General features: G+C 68.6%; 16 protein-coding genes and 1 pseudogene. 14 read left to right on the top strand and 3 right to left on the bottom strand.

All coding sequences use genetic code 11. The features are described 5' to 3' along the window. The first annotated feature begins 149 nt into the window (after positions 1-149). The 11 genes from JK359_RS12120 to JK359_RS12070 all read left to right on the top strand — a co-directional run bounded on the left by JK359_RS12120 (position 150) and on the right by JK359_RS12070 (position 18,132). Entirely contained in the window at positions 150-1,904 is a 1,755-nt protein-coding gene (locus JK359_RS12120) for an MBL fold metallo-hydrolase (protein ID WP_307788096.1), read from the top strand. A 126-nt stretch (positions 1,905-2,030) separates the two neighbouring features. Then, positions 2,031-2,789, top strand: coding sequence for a thioesterase II family protein (locus tag JK359_RS12115; protein ID WP_201834889.1), 759 nt, complete (start codon positions 2,031-2,033; stop codon positions 2,787-2,789). After that, on the top strand, positions 2,786-6,613 hold the full coding sequence (locus JK359_RS12110; protein WP_201834886.1) for a non-ribosomal peptide synthetase: 3,828 nt from the start codon (positions 2,786-2,788) through the stop codon (positions 6,611-6,613). Before JK359_RS12115 ends, JK359_RS12110 begins: the two co-directional genes overlap by 4 nt. A gap of 61 nt (positions 6,614-6,674) precedes the next feature. Then, the gene (locus JK359_RS12105; protein ID WP_307788077.1) at positions 6,675-8,486 is read left to right on the top strand and encodes a non-ribosomal peptide synthetase; all 1,812 of its coding nucleotides are present in this window, start codon (positions 6,675-6,677) and stop codon (positions 8,484-8,486) included. Then, a complete protein-coding gene (locus tag JK359_RS12100; protein ID WP_201834884.1) occupies positions 8,483-9,724 on the top strand; it encodes a cytochrome P450 in 1,242 nt (413 codons plus the stop codon). The genes JK359_RS12105 and JK359_RS12100 overlap by 4 nt, the downstream gene beginning before the upstream one ends. Continuing rightward, complete coding sequence (locus JK359_RS12095) at positions 9,721-10,518, top strand: thioesterase II family protein (protein WP_201834882.1); 798 nt, start codon at positions 9,721-9,723, stop codon at positions 10,516-10,518. Before JK359_RS12100 ends, JK359_RS12095 begins: the two co-directional genes overlap by 4 nt. Further along, a complete protein-coding gene (locus tag JK359_RS12090; RefSeq protein WP_201834880.1) occupies positions 10,515-11,798 on the top strand; it encodes a cation:proton antiporter in 1,284 nt (427 codons plus the stop codon). The genes JK359_RS12095 and JK359_RS12090 overlap by 4 nt, the downstream gene beginning before the upstream one ends. 32 nt (positions 11,799-11,830) lie before the next feature. After that, on the top strand, positions 11,831-12,655 hold the full coding sequence (locus tag JK359_RS12085; RefSeq protein ID WP_201834878.1) for a thioesterase II family protein: 825 nt from the start codon (positions 11,831-11,833) through the stop codon (positions 12,653-12,655). A gap of 101 nt (positions 12,656-12,756) precedes the next feature. After that, positions 12,757-14,571: a non-ribosomal peptide synthetase gene (locus JK359_RS12080; protein ID WP_201834876.1), complete on the top strand. Its 1,815-nt coding sequence runs from the start codon at positions 12,757-12,759 to the stop codon at positions 14,569-14,571. Positions 14,572-14,594: 23 nt separating this feature from the next. After that, positions 14,595-16,322 carry an NAD(P)/FAD-dependent oxidoreductase gene (locus JK359_RS12075; RefSeq protein WP_201834874.1) on the top strand — a complete coding sequence of 576 codons (1,728 nt, stop codon included), beginning with the start codon at positions 14,595-14,597 and terminating at the stop codon, positions 16,320-16,322. Between the two features lie 535 nt (positions 16,323-16,857). Then, on the top strand, positions 16,858-18,132 hold the full coding sequence (locus JK359_RS12070; RefSeq protein WP_236677723.1) for a cytochrome P450: 1,275 nt from the start codon (positions 16,858-16,860) through the stop codon (positions 18,130-18,132). A gap of 96 nt (positions 18,133-18,228) precedes the next feature. On the opposite strand, the gene JK359_RS12065 is transcribed toward JK359_RS12070, so the two are convergent. Then, positions 18,229-18,786: a GNAT family N-acetyltransferase gene (locus JK359_RS12065; RefSeq protein ID WP_201834872.1), complete on the bottom strand. Its 558-nt coding sequence runs from the start codon at positions 18,784-18,786 to the stop codon at positions 18,229-18,231. 450 nt (positions 18,787-19,236) lie between these two features. On the opposite strand from JK359_RS12065, the gene JK359_RS12060 reads away from it, so the two are divergent. The 3 genes and pseudogenes from JK359_RS12060 to JK359_RS38965 all read left to right on the top strand — a co-directional run bounded on the left by JK359_RS12060 (position 19,237) and on the right by JK359_RS38965 (position 21,989). Further along, on the top strand, positions 19,237-19,368 hold the full coding sequence (locus JK359_RS12060; protein ID WP_201834870.1) for a ferredoxin reductase: 132 nt from the start codon (positions 19,237-19,239) through the stop codon (positions 19,366-19,368). Next, positions 19,365-20,735, top strand: a pseudogene (locus JK359_RS12055) (NAD(P)/FAD-dependent oxidoreductase); the annotation flags it as partial. The gene JK359_RS12060 and the pseudogene JK359_RS12055, both read left to right, overlap by 4 nt. 219 nt (positions 20,736-20,954) lie before the next feature. Then, the gene (locus JK359_RS38965; RefSeq protein ID WP_307788095.1) at positions 20,955-21,989 is read left to right on the top strand and encodes a cytochrome P450; all 1,035 of its coding nucleotides are present in this window, start codon (positions 20,955-20,957) and stop codon (positions 21,987-21,989) included. Positions 21,990-22,104: 115 nt separating this feature from the next. Here JK359_RS38965 and JK359_RS12050 read toward each other — a convergent pair whose 3' ends face one another. Then, the gene (locus JK359_RS12050; RefSeq protein WP_201834868.1) at positions 22,105-23,358 is read right to left on the bottom strand and encodes a L,D-transpeptidase; all 1,254 of its coding nucleotides are present in this window, start codon (positions 23,356-23,358) and stop codon (positions 22,105-22,107) included. 349 nt (positions 23,359-23,707) lie between these two features. Further along, a complete protein-coding gene (locus tag JK359_RS12045) occupies positions 23,708-24,748 on the bottom strand; it encodes a ketoacyl-ACP synthase III family protein (RefSeq protein WP_201834866.1) in 1,041 nt (346 codons plus the stop codon). Positions 24,749-24,786 lie beyond the last annotated feature (38 nt).

Below are 24,786 nucleotides of genomic sequence, written 5' to 3'. Positions count from 1 at the left end.
ACGATCTTGCTTCGGCATTCCATGTGATTCACATCGCAACCCAACTCCCTTGACATGGGACGGCGTTGGAAGTGCTTCATGTCGGTGGGCCGATCACGGCGGCGACTCAGAAATATCGTCGAGACCAGCGGACTCGCCATGTGGTAGAAATGGCCTTTCTTGCAGCTGGAGAGGTGGTGTTACGTCTCTCCCGGGGCCATCGATCCGTAATGCGTGGTCCCGCTTTCTTGCTGTCTGTCCAAGTTCATGTTGAGCGTGCGCAATGCCGCGAACTGGCGTGTCCGCATCGATCCAGACTTCATGGGGGAACCGTGTCGGCCAACCGGAGAATGTATCTCCGTCCGTCTGTGGTGGCTCAGCCGCTCCTTCACCGCTGGTACGCCTGGCCGTATCTGCTGGCGCCGCACACAGGCGCACTGAACCTGAGGGATCGCCTACTGCCGATCGTCCAGGCATACCTGATGGCACCTCACATGCATGAGTCCGTCCTGTCCGACCCCTCGCGGTACGGGGGTCCCTTCCTGAATCCGGAAGGCGCCGGTGTCGAGCAGGTTAAGGAACTCCTTGACGCCATGCTCAGTGGAGGCAGCGCCAAGCTCCAGTTGGCGGAGGACATCGACCAACTGCGGGCACTCCTCAAGGAGAAGGCCGCCGGCGGTTCGATGGAGCCGCTGTACGCCCAGGTACCCGAGTCGCTCCGCGGCCGGGTGGAGCTGGTGTACGACACAGCGCACCGCCCCTCCTTCCGCTTCTTCGAATCGCTGATGTACCGCTCGCAGGCATTCGAGCGCGAAGCCCAGACCATGACGCTGAGCGCGGCGCCCGCGGCCCAGCCTTTCGTCTACGGGAGCCCGGTCCTTCCCGGCCCGCACCGCCTCGACGTGCCGGTGCCTTTCGACTCCCCGCTGTGGGACGAGTTCTTCGCGGCCCGGCTCGCCCCGGTGGACGTCGAGGCGCTCGCCGAGCGCCTCGACGTCACCGACCTGGATGCGTTCACCGCGCTCTTCCAGGCGGATGCGCCGGAGCCGTACGAAAAGGCCGCACCCGACACGGTCCGGGTCCGCTACTTCAACCACGCGACCGTACTCATCGAGACCGAGAACACGGCGGTGCTGCTGGATCCGCTGATCGGCTACGACGGTGACGGACACGAGCACTTCACCATTGCCGATCTGCCTCCCTTCATCGACGCGGTCGTCATCAGCCACTTCCACTCCGACCACTTCTCCCTGGAGACACTGCTCCAACTGCGGTCGCGGGTAGGCGTCATCCTCGTGCCGCGGGCCTCCGGAGGTTCGCTGGCCGACCCGAGCCTGAAGACGATGCTCCAGGCGCTCGGGTTCGAGCGGGTGCAGGAGCTGGGCGAGCTGGAGAGCCACAGCATCGCGGAGCGTGTCGAGGTGACGGCACTGCCCTTCATCGGGGAACACGCCGACCTGGACATCCGCACCAAGATCGTGCCGATGGTTCGGGCACTCGGCCGCTCCTTCATGTTCGCCACCGACATCACCCCGGTGGAGCCGGCGCTGTACGACAACATCGCCGACGTCATCGGTCGGCTCGACGCGCTCTTCATCGGACTCGAGTGCGTCGGCGCCCCGCTCAAATGGCTGTACGGGCCGCTGCTCGACGAGCCGTTGTCACGCCAGCACAACGCGGAACGCCGGCTCAAGGGAAGCGATGCCGCGATGGCCGACCGGCTGGCCGCGCAACTCGGCGCCGAGCATGTGTACGCATACGCGATGGGTCTCGAGCCCTGGCTCAAGCACCTCACCGGATCCGAGTACGAGGCGGATGCCGAACCCGTACAGCAGGCGGCGCTGCTCGCCGAACTGACGGCCCGGCGCGGAGTGACCGCCGAGCTTCTGTACCGCCAGGCCGAGCGCAGCTGGCCTGCGGCCTGACGCTGCTCCGACCGCCGTCATACCCATGTGGACCGTAGTCCGGAGGACCTCCGGTACCGGTACCCCCGGGCCCGGCACTCACCAGTCCCGTAGTCCGGCAACCGCACCGATGAAGTGGCTGACATCATGACCATGCAGGAATCCGCGAGGCCGGGAAGCCCCTGGCTGATGCGTGGCGAGCGGCGCCCGGACGTCCGCCTCGCCCTCTACTGCCTGCCCCACGCGGGCGGCGGTGCCTCGGCCTACCGGGACTGGGCGCGCAGCCTGCCTGCCTGGATCGACGTGATCGCCGTTCAACTCCCCGGTCGTGAGAACCGGATCCGGGAGCCTCTGGGCATCGATCTCGACGCGATGGCCGAGGCTGTCGACGCCGACCATCAGGGCGTGCCGTACGCCCTGTTCGGTCACAGCAACGGCGCGCTTCTCGCCTTCGAACTGGCGCACCGGCTCAGCGCCACCGGAGCGGGGCCGGTCCACCTGTCGGTCTCGGGCTCTCCGCCGCCCGCGCTCGCCACCCCGAACAGAGCGGTGTCACGGTTCGACGAGGCCGGCCTGTTGGACTGGATGGTCGAACAGGGCGGGATATCCCAGCAGCTGCTGGCCCTGCCGGACCTGCTGGAGCTGGTGATCCCCGCGGTGCGGTGCGATCTCTCCTGGTTGGAGGCGTACCGCCCCGCTGTGCGACCGGCGCTCAGCTGTCCCGTCTCGGCGTTCGCCGGCGAGACGGACCCGCGCGTTCCGGGTGACGTGCTCACCGGGTGGTCAAGGGAGACCACCGCCGGCTTCACCGCCCGCCGATACCCCGGCGGACACTTCTATCTGATCGACGAACTCCCTGTCCTCCTCGGCGACCTGGCCGAGCAACTGTCCGACCTGAGACTGTGAAGGGTTCTGATGTGGACGAGGAGCAGTTGACCGGCGCCGACGAGCGGCAAGTCGCCCATGGGCAGCAGGTTTCGGCGGACCGCGCGGCGGACCTGCCGCTCGGCCGAGGTCCCGGTCCCGATGGTCCCGACGCCACCTCGGACCTGCGGGCCACCGTGGAGCGGGCGGTCGCCGAGCGGCTCACCGCGCTTGGCGGAGAGTCCGGCGGCTCACCGCTCGCGGTGACGGCCGCCGTCGTGCGTGTCCTGCTCGCACGGCTGAGCGGACAGGCGGACGTGGCGCTCGGTGTGATGGCCGGGGAACCAGGGTCCCTCCGGGTGGTGCGCCGTACGGTCGACGGTGACCGCACCCTGCGCGAACTGGCGCATGCCGAGGCGTCCGCCCTCGCCTCCGCCCACGGCCAGGTCGCGGGCCGGCCCGCCGATCACCACCTCGCCCTGGACGTCGTGGTGCGGCAGGATCCCGACGGCACCCGTGCCACCCCGGTGGGGGACCTGACCATCGCCGTGGGGCGGCCCCGGCCCGACGGCACCCTGGAGATCTCGGCCTCCCACCGTTCCGATGTGCTGGACGAGCGGGCTGTCCGGCGCATACTCGATCACCTCTGCCTGCTGCTCGGATGCCTTACGTCGGACCCGGACCAACCGGTGCGGGCGTGCCGGTCCCTCCCGCCGGAACAGCACGCGGAACTGCTCGCACTCGGCTCCGGCGGGGACAGTGACTTCGTCACCGAGGGGAATCTGCTCGCACTGGTCGAGGCCCAGGTCGCCCGGCATCCACATGCGCCCGCGGTGCGCTGCGGCGAACGGACCCTGACCTTCACTGAACTCGACGCCAGAGCTGAGGCGTTGGCCCGATGCATCGCAGCGGCCGGACCCATCGGCCCGGACCGCGTGGTGGCCTTCGCGTGCGTCCGCTCCGAACTGATGGTGGTGGCCCTCCTCGCCATCCTGAAGACCGGATCCGCCTTCCTGCCCCTGGACCCCGAGCAGCCCGAGCACCGGCTGGCCGGTCTGATCCGGGACAGCGGTGCCGTCGTCGTGGTGACGGACGGCATACCGGGCGGAGCGCTGGCCGAGTGCGGCGTACCGGTGGTCGCGGCCCGGACCTCCTCGGCCGCCGCCAGTGGCAGCGCGGCTGACTTCCCCGCCGCCGGCCCGGACGACCTCGCCTACGTGGTCTACACCTCGGGCTCCACCGGCACCCCCAAGGGCGTCATGGTGGAACATCGGGGGATCCTCAACACCGTGCTGTTCAGGATCGGTTACTACGGAATGGGGCCCGACTCCCGCGTACTCCAGGTCGATCCCCTCCATGCCGATGCCGGTATCTCCGACGTCTTCACCGCTCTGGCGTCCGGGGCCCCGCTCGTCGTCATCACTCGCGAACAGTTGCTCGACCCCGACGAGGTCGCGGCGGTCATCCAGCGGGAGGGGATCACCCATGCCCAGATGGTGCCGAGCCTCTATCAACTGCTGCTCGACTACGCCGGGTCCGCTCTGCGTTCCGTACGGCAGGTCGTGCTCGGCGGGGAACGGATCACCGAGGCGCTGGCCGCCCGGCACGCCCGACTGCTGCCCGGTTCCGATCTTTTCAACGAGTACGGCCCCAGCGAGGACAGCGTCCTGTCGACCCTGCACCGGCTCGTCCCGGGCGAGGAGGCGGTCCCCATCGGACGACCGCTGCCGGACCGGTGGGCCGACGTGCTCGACGAGGACGGCCGTCTCGTGCCCTTCGGCGCACCCGGCGAACTATGCGTCGGCGGCGTGGGCCTGGCACGCGGTTACCTCGGTTCCCCGGAACTGACCGCCCGGCGGTTCGTCGCGCACCCCGAACGGGACGGCGAACGCATGTACCGTACGGGTGACCTCGCACGTTGGCTGCCCGACGGCACACTCTGCTACCTGGGCCGGATCGACGACCAGGTCAAGATTCGCGGCAACCGGGTAGAGCCGGGCGAGACCGCCGCCGTCCTGGAACTCGCCCCCGAGGTCCGTGCCTGCGCCGTCATCGCGGCTCCCGGCGCGTCGGGCGAACTGCGGTTGGTGGCCTACGTGGTGGGCGGCGCGGCGCACTCCGGTCTGCGCGCGTTCCTGGCCGAGCGGCTGCCCGCGTTCATGGTGCCCGAGGCCTTCGTCACGGTGGACGCACTGCCGCTCTCGCCGAGCGGCAAGCTGGACCGGCGCGCCCTGCCCGACGCCCCGGCATCCGATGCCCCGGCCGCGGATGCGACCTGGACCCAGACCGAACAGCGTGTCGCGCGGCTCTGGTCGGAGCTGCTGGGCAAGCCGGTCACCGATCTCGACGCCGACCTGTTCTCCTTGGGGGGCCACAGCCTGGTCGCCGCCCGGATCGCCCAGGAACTCGGGGTGGCCGTGAAGACGGTCTTCGCCCGGCCGACTGTCCGGGCCGTGGCCCGGACAGTCGCGGACGATGCGCCAGGCACCCCGCGGCGACCGTCCGAACCGGCCGGCCCTGTGGGCAAGGGGACTGGTCCTGCAGCCGGCGCGGCGGGCCCGCTGTCGCGTGCGCAGCGCCGGGTCTGGCTGACCTCGCGCCGGCAGACACCGGGCGCGTTCATCATCTCCGACCTGGTCCACACCGGCCGTAGCATCGACGCGGACGCGCTGCGTTCGGCCCTGGACGCCGTCGTGGCCCGGCAGTCGATGCTGCGTGCCTGCGTCCGCTCCCAGGGGGCGTCGGCCGAGCTGGTCGTGCTGGACCGCCTTCCGGACGGCCCACCGCTGTCGGTTGTCGCTCTGCCCGACGCGGACCCCGGTGGGAGCGAGGTGATGGACGCGCTCCGCGAGGCCCGGCAGGTCTCCTTCGACCTGGGTCGGCCCCCGCTGCTGGAGGTCCGGCTGTTCCAGGGCACGCGTGGCGGCGACCTGCTGACCGTCACGGCGCACCACCTGGTGTACGACGGTGCCAGTGTCGAGGTGCTGCTCACCGATCTGTTCACCGCCTACGACCAGGTGGTCGCGGGTGAGCCGGCGCAACTTCCGCCGCTGCAGTACGACTACCGGGACTGGATCGCGGAGGAACACGCCTGGCTCGACAGCGAAGAGGCCCGCGAGCAGGAAGAATTCTGGCGCAAGCGGCTGGACGGTGTGGAGCAGTACGGCGATCTGGTGGACGGCACCCGGCGTGGCACCCGGCGCGGACAGGCCGGCGTGGCCCGACGCACAGTACCCGCCACTGTCCTGGACGGGGCCACGGGTACCGCGTTCGCCGTGGCCGTCACCGCGTTCACGACGCTTGTCCACCGGGCCACCGGACGCCGCGACCTGGTCGTCGGATTCCCGGCCAGCCTGCGCCGGCACGCTGACGCCGATCCACTGATCGGCTATCTGGCCAACGCGGTCCCGCTGCGCCTCGAGTTCGGGCCGCAGACCGATCTGGCCGGTCTGCTGGAGCACGTCCAGGACCGTGTCTTCGAGGCGTACGAGCAGTCGCGGCTGCCGTTCGACGTCCTCGCCGAGCGCGTTCCGCTACCTGGCGGCCCGGGCCGCAGCCTGCTGCTGGATCTGGGTGTCAGCTGGGAGAACGCGAGCATCCGCGCCGAGACCTATGCGGTCGAGGACGTACTGCCCGACCAGCTGCCCGCAAACAGTGACCTGTGGCTGTACGCGAGCCGCCGCGGTGACCTTCTGCGATTGGATCTCACCTACGACGACTGTCTGGTGACGGCTGAGGAGGCAGAGGAATTCGCCGACCAGCTGGTCCAGTTGCTGCGTGAGGTGACCACGAGTCCCGCGACTCGCGTCTCCAGCGAACGAGCCAGTGCGGAACCGGGCTTGGGTGCGACGCACTACGACTTCTGAATCCCCCGCCCACCATGTCGCACCGTCACCTCGGTGCCCTCGAGTCAGAAACTCTGGATCAGTGGAACACAACACTTCCCTCCCAGGCCAGCCGGTGTCCGGGGCGACCTTGAACGGACTGTTCCGGGAAACCGTTCTGCGACACGGCGACCGGCCCGCTGTCCGGGACGACCGGACCAACCTGAGCTACCGGCAGCTCGACCGGGCCTCCGACGCGCTCGCTGTGCGGCTGCGCGGTGCCGGTGTGCAGCGCGGCGATCGCGTTGCCTACCACCTCGAGCGCGGAGTCCAGGTGTTCGTCACCCTGCTCGCGGTCCTCAAGGCCGGCGCGGCCTACGTGCCCGTCGACACCCGGTACCCCGATGCCCGTCGCGACTTGATGATCACCCGGAGCAGGCCGGCACTTGTGGTGACCGACTCGCCCGACAGCGGACACCTGGCCGGACTCGGCGTCAAGTCGATCCGCCTCGCAGATCTCCCGGACGTCGGGGAAGGAACGGAACCGTCGTCGGGCCGGCAGGAGCCCGTCGACGCAGCCGACCCGGCCGCTCTGCTCTTCACATCGGGCTCGTCCGGCACCCCGAAGGCCGTGGTCCTGACCCACGAGAACCTGCACCAGTTCGCGTACGACGACACCTTGCCCCGACTCGGTCCGGAGGACCGGGTGGGACATGTGTCGAGCCTTTCCTTCGACGCCTTCCACTACGAGACCTGGTGCGCTTTCGCGAGTGGCGCCGAGATCGTGGTCCTGCCGACCATGCCTGACCTGGTGGGTCGCGACATCCAGCGGGAACTCCGGCGTCACCGGATCAGCGCCATGCTGGTGCCCACCATGGCCTTCAACCACGTGGTACGCGAGGACCGGGACGCGTTCTCGCCCCTGCGCATCCTGTGCACGGGCGGGGACGTCATCCTCCCGCAAGCCTGTCGTGATCTGCTGGCCGGATCGTTCTCCGGACGCCTGTTCAACCTGTACGGCCCCACCGAGGCGACCACGGCATGCGCGGCGTACGAGGTACGGGAGCTGGCACCGGACGCGGCTTCCGTCCCGATCGGCCGGCCACTGCGCGGTGCCACCCTCCGGGTGCTCGACGCCTCCTCCCGTGCCGAGGTGGGTCCGGGTGAATCCGGTGAGCTGTACGTGGCCGGCTCCGGCGTCGCGCTCGGCTATCTCGACCAGCCTGAACTCACCGACGAGCGGTTCCCGCGCGACCCGTTCGCCGCCGACGGCAGCCGGATGTACGCGACCGGTGATCTCGTCCGCCTCGACGCGGAAGGCCAGCTGCACTATCTGGGGCGTACCGACGACCAGGTCAAGATCCGTGGATACCGGGTCGAACCCCGCGAGGTCGAGCGGACACTGGCCCGGCACGGTGACATACGCGAGGTGGCTGTGCTCCCCGTGGGAGAGGGGGAGGACCGCCACCTGGTGGGGCTGGTCGTCGCCGACGGCCCTGTCTCGCTGAGCGCGCTCCGCGAGTACGCCGAGGCGGCACTGCCCGACTTCATGGTTCCCAGCGCGCTGATCAGGGTCCCGGAGATCCCCGCCACAGCCCACGGGAAGCGTGATCTGGACCAGCTGCGCCATGTCGTCGCGGAGCACCAGAGGCGCGATGCCGCGTACATCACCCCGCGTGATGAGGAGGAGCGCTACCTGGCGGCCATCTGGCAGGAACTCCTGGCGGTCGAACGGGCCGGTGCCACCGACGACTTCTTCGAGCTGGGCGGCAACTCGCTGCTGTCCTTCAGGCTCCTGCGGCGGGTCTCCAAGGAGCTGGGGGTCACGCTCAGTTCCCGGGAGGTACTGACCACCAGCCGGCTGGAGTCTCTCGCCGCTCTCATACGTGACCGGAAGGAGGCGGTGCGCCCGTGACTCGGCCCGTCGTGGACCTGACCGATCCCGATCGGTTCGTCCGGCAGGAACACCACGCGATGCTGGCGTGGCTACGTGAGAACGACCCGGTCCACTGGCACGAGACCGGTCAGGACGGCGGCTTCTGGGCTCTGACCGGGTACGAAGAGATCTCTCAGGTGTACCTCGATCACACCGGCTTCAGCTCCGAGAGCGGGCCCATGCTCGGCGGTTCGTTCCGCAGCGAGAAAGACCCCTCGGCTGGGCTGATGATGGTCGCCACGGATCTGCCCCGGCACCGGATGATTCGCCAGCAACTGCACTGGGCGTTCAGCCAGGACATGCTCCGCAGAGTCGCGGAGCAGGTCACCCGGCTGGTCACGACGGCCCTGGAGCGTGCGCTGGCCGACGGTGGCTGTGACTTCGCCACGGACGTGGCGACCGAACTTCCCGCGGGCGCGGTGATGGCCATCACCGGGGTGTCGTACCGGGACGCCCACGACCTGATCGGTATGACGCGCCGCATGATCGGCTTCCGGGACCCGCACTTCACGGACCCGGCGGAGGACGAGCGCCTGGTCCTCGCCATGACGCAGGCCGATATCTTCGAGTTCTTCGCGGAGGTCCTGCGCGCACGCCGCAAGAACCCGGGCCCCGATCTGATCAGCCGACTGCTCAAGGCGGAGATGAACGGCCGCGCCTGGACCGAGGACGAGATCCTCTACAACTGCATGAACATCGCCGTCGGCGGTAACGAGACCTCGTCGTACACGGCGTGCTCCGGACTGGAGGCACTCATCGGCCATCCGGGACAGTACGCGGAACTGCGGCAAACGCCCGGCCTGTTGGACAGCGCCGTCAACGAAATACTCCGCTGGAGCTCCACCAATCTGTATGTGCGGCGCGGTGCACTGCGGGACGTGGAGATCGGCGGGCGGATGATCCGTAGCGGCGATGTCGTCACTCTGTGGAATGCATCGGCGAACCGTGACGCCAAGCAGTTCACCGACCCCGAGACCTTCGATCTCGCCCGTACCCCCAACCGGCACCTCTCCTACGGCGCCGGCCTGCACCGGTGCATCGGGGCGATGCTCGCGCAGACCGAACTCTCGGTGCTCTTCCGCGCGATCGCCGGCCTTCCGGTGACGGCCGCCCTGTCCGGGCCGGTCCAGCGGCTCCGGTCGAACTTCATCAACGGGACCATCAGCCTGCCGGTCACCTTCCACGGCCGGAACGGAACGGGGGACCGACCGGAATGACCGCCACCTTCCTGCGCGTCGGGCCGTCGGACGCCCCCACCCGGCTGCTCGCTTTCCACCATGCCGGCGGCTCGGCAACCGCCTATCTGCCGTTCGTCCGGGGCCTGCGGGCCGAGACCGAGTCGCTGCTCTTCGGACTCCCCGGCCGCGACGAGGGCGAGGAGGCCCTCAGGCCCACGGACTTCGAGGACGCGGTGGACCGTCTCGCCCGGGATTTCCGCGCCGCGGTGGACCGGCCGTGCGTGGTCTTCGGTCACAGCCTGGGCGGCCTTCTCGCGCACCGGCTGGTCGGCACACTTCCCGACGACCGACGAGCGCTGGTCCGCACCGTCGTGGTGTCGGCCTCCGCGTCACCGCGCCGAGCCGCGGCCGCCGCCACCATGCCCGCAGCCCCGTTCGTCAGCCGCACCCGTGTGTCGGTCCTCGAGGACCTGCGCCGTTTCGGCGGCTGTCCGCCCGAACTGTTCGAGGATCCCGAACTCGTCGCGCACTTCGTCGACGTACTCGGCCACGACCTCCACCTCGCCGACACCTACACAGCCGGTGAGGGTGACCACCGGGGCGTCCCCTACGAGGTCTGGTACGGCACCGAGGACGAGACGTCGGCGCCGGACGGCCTGAGCGACTGGGCGGACTGTGGCCCGGACCCGGTCGTCGTGCGAGGTTTCCCCGGCGGTCACTTCTATCTGTTCGAGCGCCCCGACGCCGGATCCGCCCTACAGGAACTGCTGCAGAAGGCCGCTGCTCCGCGACCCTGCGCAAATGCGGCACCAGCCACGGAAGGAGAACTGTGAGCACGGATCTGGCCATCACCCATCTCATAGGCGTGACGGCGGTCATCCTGCTGATCGCCAACGGAGCGGGTGTTCTGGCGCGCAAGCTCGGACAGCCGTCCATCGTCGGTCAGTTGATCGCGGGAATCGCCCTCGGCCCGAGCCTGCTCGGTCAGCTTCCCTCCTCCGTCGGGGAGACACTCTTCCCCGCGGAGATCGCGCCGATGATGACCGGGCTGAGCCAGGTCTCCCTGGTGCTGTTCCTTTACTTCATCGGCTATGAGCTCGATCTGAACGTGCTGCGCGGGAGGTCACGGGTCACGTTGTCCGTCGCCGTCGCCGCGCTTGTGGTCCCCATGCTGGTGGGCGTGGGCGCCGCGGTGCTCTTCCACGGAACGCTGGAGAAGCTGGGCCTGCCGCGCGAGATGACGGCCAGCTCGGTCCTCTTCCTGGCCGTGGCGCTGTCGATCACGGCGGTCCCGGTGCTGATCGTCGTGGTCCGGGAGAGCGGACTCGCCGGCACGGTGTCCGGAGTGGTAGCCGTCTCGGCAGCCGGGCTGATCGACGTCGCGGGCTGGATGGTCTTGGTCGCCACCCTGATGGGCAGCGGTGACGCATCCGGTTTGCCCGTCCCCGTGCGGATCGTACTGCTCCTCCTCGCGGTGGCCGTGATGGCCTGGCCGGTGCGCCTGCTGTTGCGTCGGGTGATGCGACGCCCCGCCGTGTCCACGCATGCACGTCTCGCGGTGCTCATCGGGTTCGCCTTCACCGCCGCATGGGTGACCAGCGCTCTTGGCCTGCATGTCATCTTCGGTGCGCTCCTGGCCGGAGTGGTCACCCCGAGGGAACCGGACGGCACGCTCGACCCGGATCTCGTCCGCAGCCTGGACGCGATCGGCTCCCTGTTCCTGCCGTTCTTCTTCGTGGTCTCGGGTCGCAGTGTCTCCGTCAGCTCGATGGACGGTACCGCGGTCGCCGTCCTGATCGGTGTCACAGTGCTGGCGGTCGTGGCCAAGGTGGGGTCCGGCGCGCTGGCGGCCCGGGTCAGTGGGCTCGACGGGCGGACGTCGGTGACGATCGGAGTGTTGCTGAGCACTCGCGGACTCACCGAGCTGATCGCGCTCAACGCGGGGTTCCAGGCAGGCCTGTTGAGTGCATCTCTGTACACCGTCCTCGTGCTGATGGCGATCATCACCACGCTGCTCACCCAGCCGCTGCTGGTGCTCACACGCCGATACAAGGCGAAGGGCGCCGGTGAAACCGACTCGGCGGGTCTGCCCGAGACCGCGGACGCGCATTGACGAGGACTCAGGAACACCGTTCAGGGAGAGGGATGATCAAGTCCGGTACGCGCGATGCCACTCGAGACGGCCGTGCCAAGGCACCCGCGGCCGCGCTGGGCGCGAGGCCTCACGGGACCGGAGCCCTTCGACGTCTCGGCTCACCGGCCGCTTCTTCCCGGGACGAAGGCCGTGTCTCGCTCGTCTGCTTCCCTTATGCGGGAGGTGGTTCCACGGCGTACACCGCGTGGCGTCGCCGACTGCCGGAAGCGCTGACGCTGCACGCCCATATTCCGCCCGGGCGGGAGGAGCGAGGCAGGGAACCTTCGCTGGGTTCGGTGGACGAGCTGGTCGACGACGTGCTGCCGGACGTTCTGGCGGTTCCCGGGCCCCTGGTCCTCGTCGGGCACAGTTTCGGTGCGTTTCTGGCTCATGAGACGGCTCACCGGCTCGCACAGGCGGGCCGGCCGCCGGAACATCTCTTCGTGCTCGGGGCCGGGGCCCCTGGCCTGACACCGTTGCAGCCCGTCGGGAACGACGAGGAGATCGAGCGGTTGTGGCGGCTCCTCGGCGCAAACCCCGCCGGACTCGAACGCCCGGAGTTCCGCGCGGGCTTCTTCCCGGCTCTGCGCGCGGACCTGAGGGCGCACGCCGCCTTCCTGCCGCCGGCCGACAGGCCGGCGCTGACCCTTCCGGTCACCGCGGTGTACGGGAACGAGGATCCGGTCGCCACGGAGCAGGCCGTCTCGACCTGGCGGCACCTGTGCTCCGGACCCTTCCGGACGGTGGAGATAGCAGGTGGACATTTCTTTCCGCAGACCCGCGTTCCGGACACGATCGATGCGCTCGTCCGCGACCTCGACATCGCGGTGACGTGATTCGATTCGGATTTTATATGCGCGCTCTCGAGGGTTTGGAAGCTTCCTCTTGATCACTCGATCAGAAGAGGATACGGTACGGCAGGAAGAAAGCTAAAGGCATGGTGCAGGGGGATTTTCAGGTGGCCGATGCGGGCAACTCGTGGACCATACAGCAATTTTTCGAAGAGAGTGTCCGGAATTCCCCCGACGGTATCGCCCTCGAGTATGAGGGCGACTCCCTCAGCTATGCTGAGCTGAACCACAGGGCCAACAAGCTCGCCCACCATTTGCGTGATGTGTGCGGAGTCCGCCCCGATGACACGGTGGCGATCCTGGTGCGACATCCCCCGAGTGTGATCGTTGCTGCACTCGCGACGTTGAAGGCGGGCGGCGCCTATGTGCCACTCGATCCGGACAATCCGCCGGCGGTGACCCACCGGATCGTGGAGCACGTCGGGCCCCGTGCGATGGTGGTCGAGTCCTCGACCGCCGTCGGTGCGGCGTTCTTCAGCGGTGAATTGTTCGTCATCGACGTGATGAGCAGACTCCTCGGCACCCCGGACTCGGATCCCGTGCCGATCTCGGGTCCCGCCGACCTGGCGTATGTGATCTACACCTCGGGGACGACCGGGATGCCCAAGGGCATAGCCGTCGAACACCGCTCCATCGTGAATACGATCACCTGGCGGAATTCCTATTATGGATTCACTTCGGATGATGTGACGCTGGCGATACCTCGTCCCTCCTTCGACAGCTCCGTCGAAGACATCCTCTGCGCCCTCACGTCCGGTGCGAAACTGCTGCTGCCGCGGCCCGACCGGATTACCGACCGGCAGTATCTGGTCGATCTGATGACATGCCGGGACGTGACTCACTTCCTGATTACGCCCGGCCTTTATCGACGCCTCCTCGTCGGCATGGAAGCCGCTTCGGTGAAGGCGCTGCGCAGCGTCACCGTCGCGGGGGAATGGTTTACGACCGATCTGGTCAGAGAGCACTATGCGCGCCTCCCGGACGTTGCTCTCCTGAATGAATACGGGCCTTCAGAGAACTCTGTCTGCTCCACGGTGCACCGGCTGACGCCGACGGACCCCACGGTGCTGATCGGTAAACCGATCGACCACACCCACGCGTACGTCCTCGATGCGTCCGGAAACGTGGTGCAGCCAGGTGGTTGCGGCGAACTCCACCTGACCGGTGCGGGACTTGCCCGAGGTTACGTGGGAGATGCCGCACTGACGGCAGAGCGCTTCGTCACCCCGTCGTCGGGCCCGTTCGCCGGACGGCGCGCCTACAAGTCGGGGGACATCGTCCGGGTGCACGAGGACGGCGTTCTGGAGTTCGTGGAGCGCCGGGATCAGCAGGTGAAGGTCCGCGGTCGGCGGGTCGAACTCGGCAGCGTGGCGGAGGTCCTGGAGCGGGACAGCACCGTCGAACACGTCGCCCTGCACTGGAACGGCGCCGACACCGTGACGCCACGCCTGGTGGCCTTCGTCGTGGGCCCCACGGCGCAGGACATCGAGCGGTTGAGTGCTGCGACAAGGGACAATCTGCCGGAGTACATGGTGCCTTCGGCGGTCATCCCCATCGACGCCGTGCCGCTCACCCGGCACGGCAAGGTCGACACGGCGGCCCTGGCCGCGCGCTATGAGGAGTTCCTCGGGAGGCCCGGCGCGGCTCCCGAGCCGAGCACTCATGCTGAAGCCGTACTGCTGGACATCTGGCAGCAGATCTTCGCTCCGCTGGCCGTGGGGCTGGACGAGGACTTCTTCGACCTCGGGGGCGACTCACTCAGCGTGATGGACCTGGTGGCCGAGGTGGAGAAGCGGATGGGGGTCCAACTGGACAACTCCGACCCGTACCTGGGCAGGACCATCCAGAGCCTGGCCCGCATCATCGAGAACCTTCAGAACACCGAGACGGAAATATCTTGAGCAGGCAAGGCGGTACTCAATCCATGTTCACGGATGTCGACTACGACGTGGTCATCGCAGGTGGGGGACTGGCCGGTCTCTGTCTCGCCAAGCAGTTGAGGGACTCGCACCCCGAACTCAGCGTGCTTGTCGCCGAACGCGAGCGTTCACCGATCCCGCTGTCCGCCTTCAAGGTCGGCGAGTCGTCGGTCGAAGTGGGTGCCCACTACTTCGCCTCGGTGGTCGGGGTGCGGGACTACCTGGAGGAGCACCAGCTCGAGAAGCTCGGGCTCCGCTACTTCTACGGAAACGGTGAAGGGCTCCACCAGGAGTCCGAGTTCGGGGTCAACAGGTTCCTGCCGGCGAAGTCCTACCAGCTCAACCGTGGCTCCTTCGAGGAACATCTGCGCGTGGTCGCGGTCGAGGCGGGTGCCCTTCTCGAACAGGGCGTCCGGGTTCTGGACATCGAGATCGGTGAGCAGGACGCGCCGCACCGGGTGACCTACCAGCCCGACGGCGACGGTGAGCAGGAGCCCGTCGCCGTCACGTGTCGCTGGGTGGTCGACGCGACCGGTCGCCACCGGCTGCTCCAGCGCAAGCTCGACCTGACCAAGCGCTACCCCAAGCCGCACAACTCGGTCTGGTTCCGCCTCGAGGGGCGCCTCAACACCGACAGTGTGGTGGATGCCGAGCACACCGCCTGGCACGACCGAGCACAGGAGACCCGCTGGAACTCGACCAACCACTTCATGTTCGAGGGTGGTTGGGTATGGGCGATACCGCTGGCGCCCGACCACACCAGCGTCGGCATCGTGGTGTCCGACGAGTTGCACCCCGTGACGAAGTACAACCGGCTGGAGAAGGCCATCGACTTCGTGGTCGACCGCGTCCCCGGCTTCGCCCCCGCCATCCGTGAACTCCCGGTCCTGGACTTCCGTGTCCTGAAGAACTACAGCCACTCCTCGCACCAGGTGTTCTCGCAGGACCGCTGGGCGTGCGTCGGCGACGCCGCGGTTTTCGCCGACCCCTATTACTCGGTCGGTTCCAACCTGATCGGCTATGCCAACGGATTTGTGACCGAGATGATCGGCCGCGACAAGGAAGGCACCTTCGACGAGCCGTTTGTGCGGTACGCCAACCGCTGGTTCCTCTCGCTGGCCGAAGGCCTGACCCAGAACATCCAGGGGTCCTATGCGTTCCATGACAACGCGGTCATCATGTCTTTGAAGACCATCTGGGACTACTACGTGGGCTGGTCGTTCTCCGACCCGCAGTTCTACAACAACACCTATCTGGACGAGCCCACCAGCACCACGATCAGCGCGCTGGGGGCACATGCGGTGGCTACCCAGGGCACCATCATGAACTTGTTCAAGGAGTGGGCGCGCTCCTACCGGGGAGCATTCGAGTTCGACTACATCGACTACTACGACGACCTGCCGACGCTCGCCCGTCTGTTCGTCCAGAATCTCCCCGGTGCCGATTCGCTCGATTTCGCCTCGGTGCTCACCAGCATCCGTGACGGACTCGACCGCATCGAGGAACTGGCCCACGTGATCTTCTACCTGGCGCTGGAAGACGCACTTCCGGAGCACCTTGAGGCCGTACGGGCCCGAGGCTGGCTGAACGTCACGGCGCTGAGTCTGAACCCGGAGCGCTGGGAACAGGACGGTCTCTTCGCGCCGAAGAGCCGGCCGCGCCTGGACGAGGTCAAGGTGCTGGAAGCGGAAATGCGCGCGCTCTACCGAGCCCCGTCGACTGTCGGTAGCTGACAGCACCTCCGGGACGCCGCATGCGGACCACGCCCCTGTCTCGGGCGAGGTCCGCATGCGGCTTGTCCGTGTCGTGCCACTCGATGGTGGTGCCGATGTCGCTGGCGGCGACGATTCTGGTGAGGCTGGCGGGGTGGGGGAGCACACCGTAGAAACACGCAGGTCAGACGCACATAGCCGAGGACCGGGAGGGCCTTCGGAAGCCATTGCCTGCGGCTGAGGACCGAAATATGCCCCATATCGTAGATGCGCTGTGCGTGGCAATATGTCATGTGTGGCTTTCGGTGCTGAAGACAGGCGAGAGGAGTGCACCATGATCGCCAAGCTGCTCGGCAAGCTGTCCTTCACCCGCCACTACGGTGCGTACGGCTCCCACGAGTGGGATGCCTACGCAGGCGACTAGCAGGACTGACCGCGCTGCCGGCGGGCGCCCCTGGGCGCCCGCCAGTTCCGAGCCACGCTGCCGACGACATCGGCCTGGACAGGCACGAGCGCCAGGGACGATCTCATGGGCCGAAGGAATGAGCCGCCGCGGTTGCCCGAAGGCAGCTTCGCGGCCTGGAGCCGCGACCGGCTGGCGATGGCGCGCCGTGGTGCTGAGGAGTGCGGGGACGTCTGGCAGCTGGAGCCGGGTGTCTACGTGGCCGCTGCGGCCGGGCCGTGTGAAGCGGTCCTGCGCCGCGCCCAGGACTTCCCCAAGGCGCCCTCGCCTCTCTTCCCGCCGTTGAAGCGGTCGGGCGGAACACCGACTCCCGAGGAGCGTGCGCACGCTCACGCCGCCCGCATGCGCGGACTACGTGCGCAGGCGGTTGCGGCTCGGATCGGTGAGATCGCGCCCCGGACCGCTCGATTTGCCGACCAGTGGCCCACGGGGCAGGACGTCGAGATCCTGCCCCGGGTCCGGCACGCCCTGGCAGAGATCGGCGTGAGCTATCTCTTCTCCGAGGACGCGCCCACCCTGCTGCCTCATGCCGCACAGCTCTTCCTGGCCCGGGAGGTGCTCGTACGCCCCGCACGCTGGGTATGGCCGCGCTGGATCCCCACACCGGCCCGGCGGTTCCGCACACGGCAGCAAGTCGCCTTCACCGACGCTCTGCGGCCCATCGTCCGCCGGCGTCGTTCATCGGGCCGGCTCGGTGACGACATGCTGGGACAGATGCTCCGGCCCTCCCCCCACTACGGCCTGCTGCCGGAAGAAGCCGTCCTCGACACTCTCCCCGGGATCACCGTCGCCACCTTCGAGACTCCTTCCCGGGCAGCCGGATGGATCTTGCTCCATCTGGCCCGGCACCCCGAGGCAGCGGGCCGTGTCGCGGCGGAAGCCGCCGTGCTGCCCGCGGACCCGGCCGCGACGACCAGCACCCACCTCGGCAGCCTGCAATACACCCAGGCACTGGTGAGTGAGGTGCTCCGGCTGTATCCCCCCAGCTGGCTACTGACCCGGCGGGCCCCGCGGCAGACTCAGCTCGGCGACTACACCATCGACGCCGGGTCCACCGTTCTCGTCTGCCCCTACACCGCCCACCGTGACGCACGGGAGTATCCCGAGCCGGACCGGTTCCAGCCCGAACGCTGGCTCGATGAACCGGGCTCGCCGGCGAAGCCCGGGGTGTTCCTCTCCTTCGGTACCGGGCCGCACGGCTGCGAGGGAGCCGCTCTGGCCATGGCGATGCTGACGCTCCTGACCGCGCAGACCGCCCGCTGCCACCACCTGAGTGAGCCGCCAGGACCGGAACCCAGCTACCAGGTCACCACCCTGGAAGGTCTCGCAACCGTCGGCTTGCGCCTGCGCGCCACCCCGCGTGGCTGAGGGCAGTCCTGCTTTCGGTGACAGGACGCCTCCGCCGGCGAACAGCGAACGTCGACGGAGTTCGAGTGCCGTTCCGTACACGCCCGGATGACCAGCTCATGGTCGGCTCACCGTGTGCCGCTGATCGAATTCCTGGCTGAGCATGCCCATCAAGACGAGGTCGTGGTGCCGGCCGGCGAAGAAGACGTGTTCCCGTAAACGCCCCTCCTCGGTGAAGCCGAGCCGACGGAACAGCGCCAGAGATGCCTCGTTGTGGGCGAAGACCGCTGCCAGGCATTTGTGATAGCGCCGCTCGGCGAACATGAAACGCAGCAGCAGCACCACGGCTTCTGCCGCGTAGCCCTTGCGCCGGTGGTCGGCGCCGATCGTGACGTCACACTCGAACCAACCTGAACGAGGGCCGGTGCGGTGCGAGCCGACCGTGCCCACCAGCTCTCCTGTGGCCGTCGCCTCGACTGCCAACCGGAAGCGCTCGTCATGGCACTCGGCAACGGCTTGCTCCCTCGCCCAGGCACGGTAGCTCTCGGCGGACCGAGGCAGATCCAGCCGGCTGCCTCGCCGCCCGTCATCGTCGGCGAGGTGCATGAACGCTGTCCAGTCGTCGGGCTCGATTGCGCGTAGCCGTACCCGATTGCCAGTCCAGGACGATGCCATGCCTTATTTGATCAGCTGCTGCGCGCGCGGGACCGAGAGCCACACCGAGGCAGGTGTTGCCCGCCATGCCCTGTCTCACCCCTGATCGTCGTCCAGACTGGATCGCGCCCTCCAACGCCGGCCTCGCCGGTATTGATGCCGCTGATACGCTGACTCTCTGACGGTATTCCGGCATACCGTGCCACAGGGTCCGTTCGAAACGGCGATCCGGAAGAGTGCCGCTCACGTAACCCAAATGCAGCCGCATCCAGGGATATGTACCTGATCAGGCTCCGATCGCCTTAGCCGCGATGATCAATTCTTTTCTATGGAGACCCGACGAACGCGGTGGACTCCTTCGCACTTCGCAGGGTGGGCAGCGCCTTCGCACTTCGCTTCCGATGCGAAGGGGTATGCGCAGTGCGCGTTCCTCGCTCCCGAGGCGTTCCGGATGCGGGGGAGGAAGGGCTCATGTACGACCCGAACCCCGATGACGCCCGGCGCGCCCAGGTGCCGCGCGCCGCGGCGGCCCGCCCGGTGCAGGCGATCCCGGTCGGCCGGTCGGCGACGCGGCACGCACCGGCGGAGACGGCGCCGTCATGACCGGTGCCGACGATCTGCAGGCGTTCAGGCGTGCTGGCCGCATCGTGGTCGTCGGGGCGTCACTGGCGGGACTGCGGGCGGCGGAGGCGCTGCGCGACGAGGGCTTCACCGGATCACTGACCATGATCGGCGACGAGCCGGGCGAGCCCTACGACCGGCCTCCCCTGTCCAAGCAGGTACTGGCCGGGTGGGTGCCGGCCGGAAGCACCGCTTTGCCCCGCCGGCGTGGCATCGGTGCGGAGTGGCTGCTGGGCGTGCCCGCCAGTGGTCTGGACCTCACGGCGAAGCACGTGCGACTCGCCGACGGACGTGCGGTTCCCTTCGACCGGGTGCTGATCGCCACCGGGGTACGGGCCCGGCCGTGGTTCGTCGAGTCCGAGGCGGCTCTGGACGGCGTGTTCGTCGTGCGTACGCGCGAGCATGCCGAGAGCCTGCAGCGAGCCCTCGCCGCCGGGCCGTCCCGCGTCCTGGTCATCGGTGCGGGATTCACCGGCTCCGAGATCGCCTCCGTCTGCCGGGAGCGGGACATCCCGGTGACCGTCGCCGAACTCGGGGCGGCCCCGCTGGCCGGGGCGCTCGGTGCCGTGATCGGTGAGGTCGTGGCGGATCTGCAGCGCGCTCACGGCGTCGACCTGCGTTGCGGTGTCAAGGTGACCCGGCTTGAGGGCGACGCGCAGGGACGGTTTCGCCGTGCTCACTTCGACGACGGCAGTACGGTCGACGCCGACGTGGCGGTGGTGGCACTCGGGTCCATCCGCAACACCGAGTGGCTGCGGGATTCGGGCCTGTCGGCGGACGTGTGGGGAATCACCTGCGACACGGGCTGCCGCGCCCTCGACAACAACGGCCGCGTCACCGACGACGTCTTCGCCGCGGGAGACGTGGCGCGTTGCCCGAACCCCCTCTACGAACACCGCCTCATCTCCCTGGAGCACTGGGCCAACGCCGTGGAGCAGGCCGAGGTCGCGGCACACAACATGGTCAGCGCCCAGGCGGACCACCGGTCCCACCTGTCCATCCCGCTGTTCTGGTCGATCCAGTTCGGCGTCAACATCAAGTCCGTCGGCGTGCCGAACTTCGCCGACCAGTTGGTCGTTGTCCAGGGATCGCTGGACGACCACCGGTTTGTCACCGCATACGGCTATCGAGGCCGCGTCACGGCTGCCGTGAGCTTCGACAACGCCCACTGGCTGGGTTACTACCGACGTCTGATCGAGACGGCCGCACCCTTCCCGCCCCCCTGCCCCACGCCGGACCAGCCGGCCGGCATGAAACCGGTGCCCGTCGGCTTCCCGGGCCCCAGCCTGTCCGCTCAGGGCGCCACCGTGGTCGTCTCGGGCCATGAGCCGGGGGAGCGCCGCGTCACGGCCGTGCGCCGGCACCGGCAGGAGGAAGGCCGGTCGGCCACGACCGGGAGGCCCGGCACGCTGCAACGGATCTTCGACTACTCCGCCCGGGCCGACCCGTACCCGCTGTATGCCGAGTTGCGCGAGACGCCGGTGGCCCGGCAGGAGGACGGCAGCTACGTCATCAGTACCTACCGTGAGATCACGGACACGTTGAACGACCCGCATCTCAGCTGCGACATGCGCAGTCTGTCGCGTCCGATGCCCGCGCTCGAGGAAGGGGTCAAGCCGGCGTTCATCAAGATGGACCCGCCCGAGCACGATCGCCTGCGGCGTATGGCGATGCGTCACTTCGGCCCCCCGCACAGACCGGGGCTGGTGACCGGCATGGAGAGCGACCTGACCGCCACCGTCGGCAGCCTGATCGACGATGTCGCGGGCAAGGCGCGGATCGACGTCGTCGACGACTTCGCCTCCCCGTTCCCGGTGACCGTGATCTGTCACCTGCTCGGCGTGCCACGCGAGGACGAGCCGAGGTTCCACCGCTGGGTGAACGACATCATGAACTCGATCGACTACGACCCCAAGTCCGATCCGAAGGAGAAACTGGACAAGGGCGTCCAGGCCCGCAAGGACCTGCGCCAGTGCCTCGGCGGGCTGGTGGAACAGCGCCGCAGCCGGCCGGACGACGGTCTGCTGGCCAGGCTGGCCAACGATGACGGGCCCGACGGCCGGATGACGGACGACGAGATCGTCGCCACAGCCAAACTGCTGCTCATCGCCGGCAATGAGACCGTCGTCAACCTCATCGCCAACGGCATGCTGACGCTGCTGCGCCACCCGCAGGTGCTCCGGCGACTGCGCGGCGAACCGGACCTCGTCGTGCCGCTGGTCGAGGAACTGCTGCGGTACGAGCCCGCCGTGCACATCATTCCCTGGCGGGCTGCGTACAGCGACATCACCGTCGCCGGCACCGTCATCCCCAAGGGCTCGCAGATCATGCTCATGCTGGCCTCGGGCAGCCGCGATCCGAAGCGCTTCCCCGATCCGGACCGTTTCGACCCGGACCGGCGTGACAACCAGCACCTGGGGTTCGGCAGCGGCATCCACCTGTGCTTCGGCGGCCCGTTGGCCCGGCGGGAGACCCAGATCGCACTGACCGAGCTGGTACGCCGGCTCGAACGCCCCAGGCTGGTCGCCGACCCGCCGCCGTACCGGCGCAGCCCCGTTCTCCGGGGTCCGGTCCATCTGGACATCGAGCAGGGTGACGGTTGACGCGGCAGCCGTGGCCCGCTGCACGGTCGCGCCGCGGACGGCCCGGCCGGCAGGGCATCCGAACAGAGCGAACCGGCCCGGCTGCGGTCTTCGGGGCCGGCGCAGTGGCGTGGTGTCAGGTGGTCGGGCTACCCGCGACCCACTCGCTCCACGGCATGTTCCAGTCGCTGAGGCCGTTGCCCGGGGCCAACGTGGTCTTGTCCTCGGAGTTCTTGACGATCACGACGTCACCGGTCATCGAGTTGTCGAAGAACCACGCGGCGGGCTGCCTGCCGTCGCCGCCGCCCCTGACATCCTTCAGGCCCACACAGCCGTGACTGGTGTTGACCTTGCCGAAGACGGAGTTTCCCCAGTAGTTGCCGTGGATGAACGTGCCCGAATCGGTCAGGCGCATGGCGTGCGGCACGGCCTTGATGTCGTACGAGGGCTTGCCGTCCTTCTCCGTGAGGCCGACGCTCGCACCGTTCATGTGGACCTGCCGGAACTTCTCGGAGATCACCATCTGCCCGTTGTACGTCGGGTGCTCGGGGCTGCCCGACGAGACAGGGATGGTCTTGATCGTCTTGCCGTCCCGGACGACGGTCATCTGCTTCGTCTTCGTGTCGACGGTGCTGATCTGGCTCCGGCCGATCTTGAACGTGACCGTCTTCCGGATGCCGTTGCGGGTGAGCGTGACGGTGACGGTGGAGCCGGGCTTCCAGTAGCTCTCGGGGCGGAAGTCCAGCCGGTGGTCGTTGAACCAGTGGCCGACGACCTGCTGGCCGCTGCTGGAGCTGACCTGGATCTCCGACTGCACGGCGGCCTTGTCGCCGATCGCCTTGTCGAAGCTGACCGTCACCGGCATGCCCACGCCGACGGTCGAGCCGTCCTCGGGGGAGAGGTGCCCGATGAAGTCGTTGGCCGGGGAGACGGTGGTGATCGTGGCGTTGGCGGTGGCGGAGCGGCCCTCGGCGTCCTCGGCCTCTGCGGCGATCTGGTACTTGGTGGCACGCTCCAGCCGGCCGTTCGCCTTCCAGGAGGTGCCGTCCGCGGACAGCGTGCCCGGGATCTCGGCACCGGTCGCGACGGCGGTCATGGTCACCTTGGTGAGCTTGCCGTTGCGGACGGTGACACCCACCGGTCCGTTGGTCCCGATGTTGTGGGAACCAGGCCCGGGCGTGATCTCCATCCGGGCATCGGAGGCTTCCGGGGCGGGCGCCGCCTCCTGTGCCTGCGCCTGGGGTTTCGGACGGTTCCCGGCGTCATCGTCGCTGGGGGCGGCGTTGCTCGTACCGCCGAGGGCTGTGACTGCGAGCACGCCGCCGAGTACGCCGGCCGTAGCCACGAGCCCGGTGCGTCGTTTACACAGCGTGATCAAGCGCTTCTCCATCCCACTTGGCTTTGCATTCCTGCACTGATCGCCGAGGGGGTGCAATCAGCTTCCTATCCACTTATAGGCAGGCCTGGCCCATAAATGGGTAAATTGTGGTGAAGGGCACGCATTCGACGAGGCCGACGACGATGCGACCACCGGCGGCCTGGAACAGTGCTCGGGACCCGTCGCCTGGCCTGGCTGAGGGCAGGATCGGCTGGTCCAGCCAAGGGTCCGAAGGTGCGGGCCGGCGTAGGTCGCCCGCCTCCTCGTAGCGCTGATCTCATCCGGCTCGGCAGCGAGGTGGAGCTGCCCTCAAGCCTCTGGCACGGCTGGGGCACGGGGCCGCCGGGTTGGGCGGTGTGGCTCATACCTGCCAGTCCGGGAGTTCGAGGATCTCCACCACGGCGCCGGACCAGGTGAACCCCGCCCCGACGCCGAGCAGCAGGACCAGGTCGCCGGGCAGCACCTCGCGTCGCTCGACCAGCCGGGCCAGGCCCGCGAACTGGTCACCCGCCCCGAGGTGCCCCACGGTCCGGCTCCATGGCCAGGTCGTGCGCTCCGGGGCGATCCCGAACGGCCGGAAGTAGGCCGACTCGAGCCTGCGGCGGCCGAGGTGGGGCAGTACGAACCGGGCGATGTCGCAGAGTTCGGCCTTGGCGCCGGCCAGCGCCTCGTCCACGGCGGACCGCTGCCCCCGCGCGGCCCGGTCCACGGTGGCCCGCATCCCGTGCCGGGCCAGGTACTGCTCCTTGCACTCCTCGAGGTCCACCGTCCGGACCCGCCCGTCGGCGGGCGGCCGGAACGGGTGGTCCCCCCGGTGCATGCGTTCCAGGCCCGGATCGGAGACGGTCACCAGGCTGCGCACGCGCGCGAAGCCGCCGTCCCGGGCCAGGACGAGGGCCGCGCCCCCGTCGGCGTAGACGGTACCCGGATCGGCGCGCCACCGGTCGAAGGCGGGCGGGCAGAAGACGTCGCCCGCCGTGAGCAGGGCCGCGCGGGGCCCCTCGGCCGAGGACAGGAACGCGCGGGCGAGTTCCATGGAGGCCATTCCGCCGTTGGACACCTGGCGGACCTCCACGGCGGGGCAGGCCGGCTGGCCGGTGCCGAGTGCCAGCGCCTGGACGTACGAGGCCGTGCCCCACAGGTCGTGGCCCTGGTCGTACAGCGTGGCGTGGAGCAGCAGTCCCACCTCGCGGGAGGAGAGTCCGGCGCGGCCCAGGGCGGCTCGTGCGGCCCGCGCGGCCATCGCCGGTGCCGAGTCCTCCTCGGCGGCGACCGTGACCGACTGCACGTCGGTCCTGCGGGCCTCGGCCACCGGAAACGCTCCCGATGCCACCGCGTCGGCCGCCGGAACGGGCGGCGGCAGCCAGGCGGCGCAGCCGGCGATGTACAACTCGTCGGTCATCAGGTCCTTCTTCGCTGAGGAGGTTCACTGAACAGGGA

This window comes from Streptomyces actinomycinicus (assembly GCF_016741775.1).
Lineage (GTDB): Bacteria > Actinomycetota > Actinomycetes > Streptomycetales > Streptomycetaceae > Streptomyces > Streptomyces actinomycinicus.
This window is presented reverse-complemented; position numbering and strand designations above follow the sequence as displayed.

What these genes read in the sequence shown, in the direction of transcription:
- JK359_RS12120 (WP_307788096.1), top strand. Translation starts at nt 150, where the DNA reads ATGGCCTTTCTTGCAGCTGGAGAGGTGGTGTTACGTCTCTCCCGGGGC.
- JK359_RS12115 (WP_201834889.1), top strand. Translation starts at nt 2,031, where the DNA reads ATGACCATGCAGGAATCCGCGAGGCCGGGAAGCCCCTGGCTGATGCGT.
- JK359_RS12095 (WP_201834882.1), top strand. Translation starts at nt 9,721, where the DNA reads ATGACCGCCACCTTCCTGCGCGTCGGGCCGTCGGACGCCCCCACCCGG.
- JK359_RS12085 (WP_201834878.1), top strand. Translation starts at nt 11,831, where the DNA reads ATGATCAAGTCCGGTACGCGCGATGCCACTCGAGACGGCCGTGCCAAG.
- JK359_RS12080 (WP_201834876.1), top strand. Translation starts at nt 12,757, where the DNA reads ATGGTGCAGGGGGATTTTCAGGTGGCCGATGCGGGCAACTCGTGGACC.
- JK359_RS12075 (WP_201834874.1), top strand. Translation starts at nt 14,595, where the DNA reads ATGTTCACGGATGTCGACTACGACGTGGTCATCGCAGGTGGGGGACTG.
- JK359_RS12065 (WP_201834872.1), bottom strand. Translation starts at nt 18,786, where the DNA reads ATGGCATCGTCCTGGACTGGCAATCGGGTACGGCTACGCGCAATCGAG.
- JK359_RS12060 (WP_201834870.1), top strand. Translation starts at nt 19,237, where the DNA reads ATGTACGACCCGAACCCCGATGACGCCCGGCGCGCCCAGGTGCCGCGC.
- JK359_RS38965 (WP_307788095.1), top strand. Translation starts at nt 20,955, where the DNA reads ATGCGCAGTCTGTCGCGTCCGATGCCCGCGCTCGAGGAAGGGGTCAAG.
- JK359_RS12050 (WP_201834868.1), bottom strand. Translation starts at nt 23,358, where the DNA reads ATGGAGAAGCGCTTGATCACGCTGTGTAAACGACGCACCGGGCTCGTG.
- JK359_RS12045 (WP_201834866.1), bottom strand. Translation starts at nt 24,748, where the DNA reads ATGACCGACGAGTTGTACATCGCCGGCTGCGCCGCCTGGCTGCCGCCG.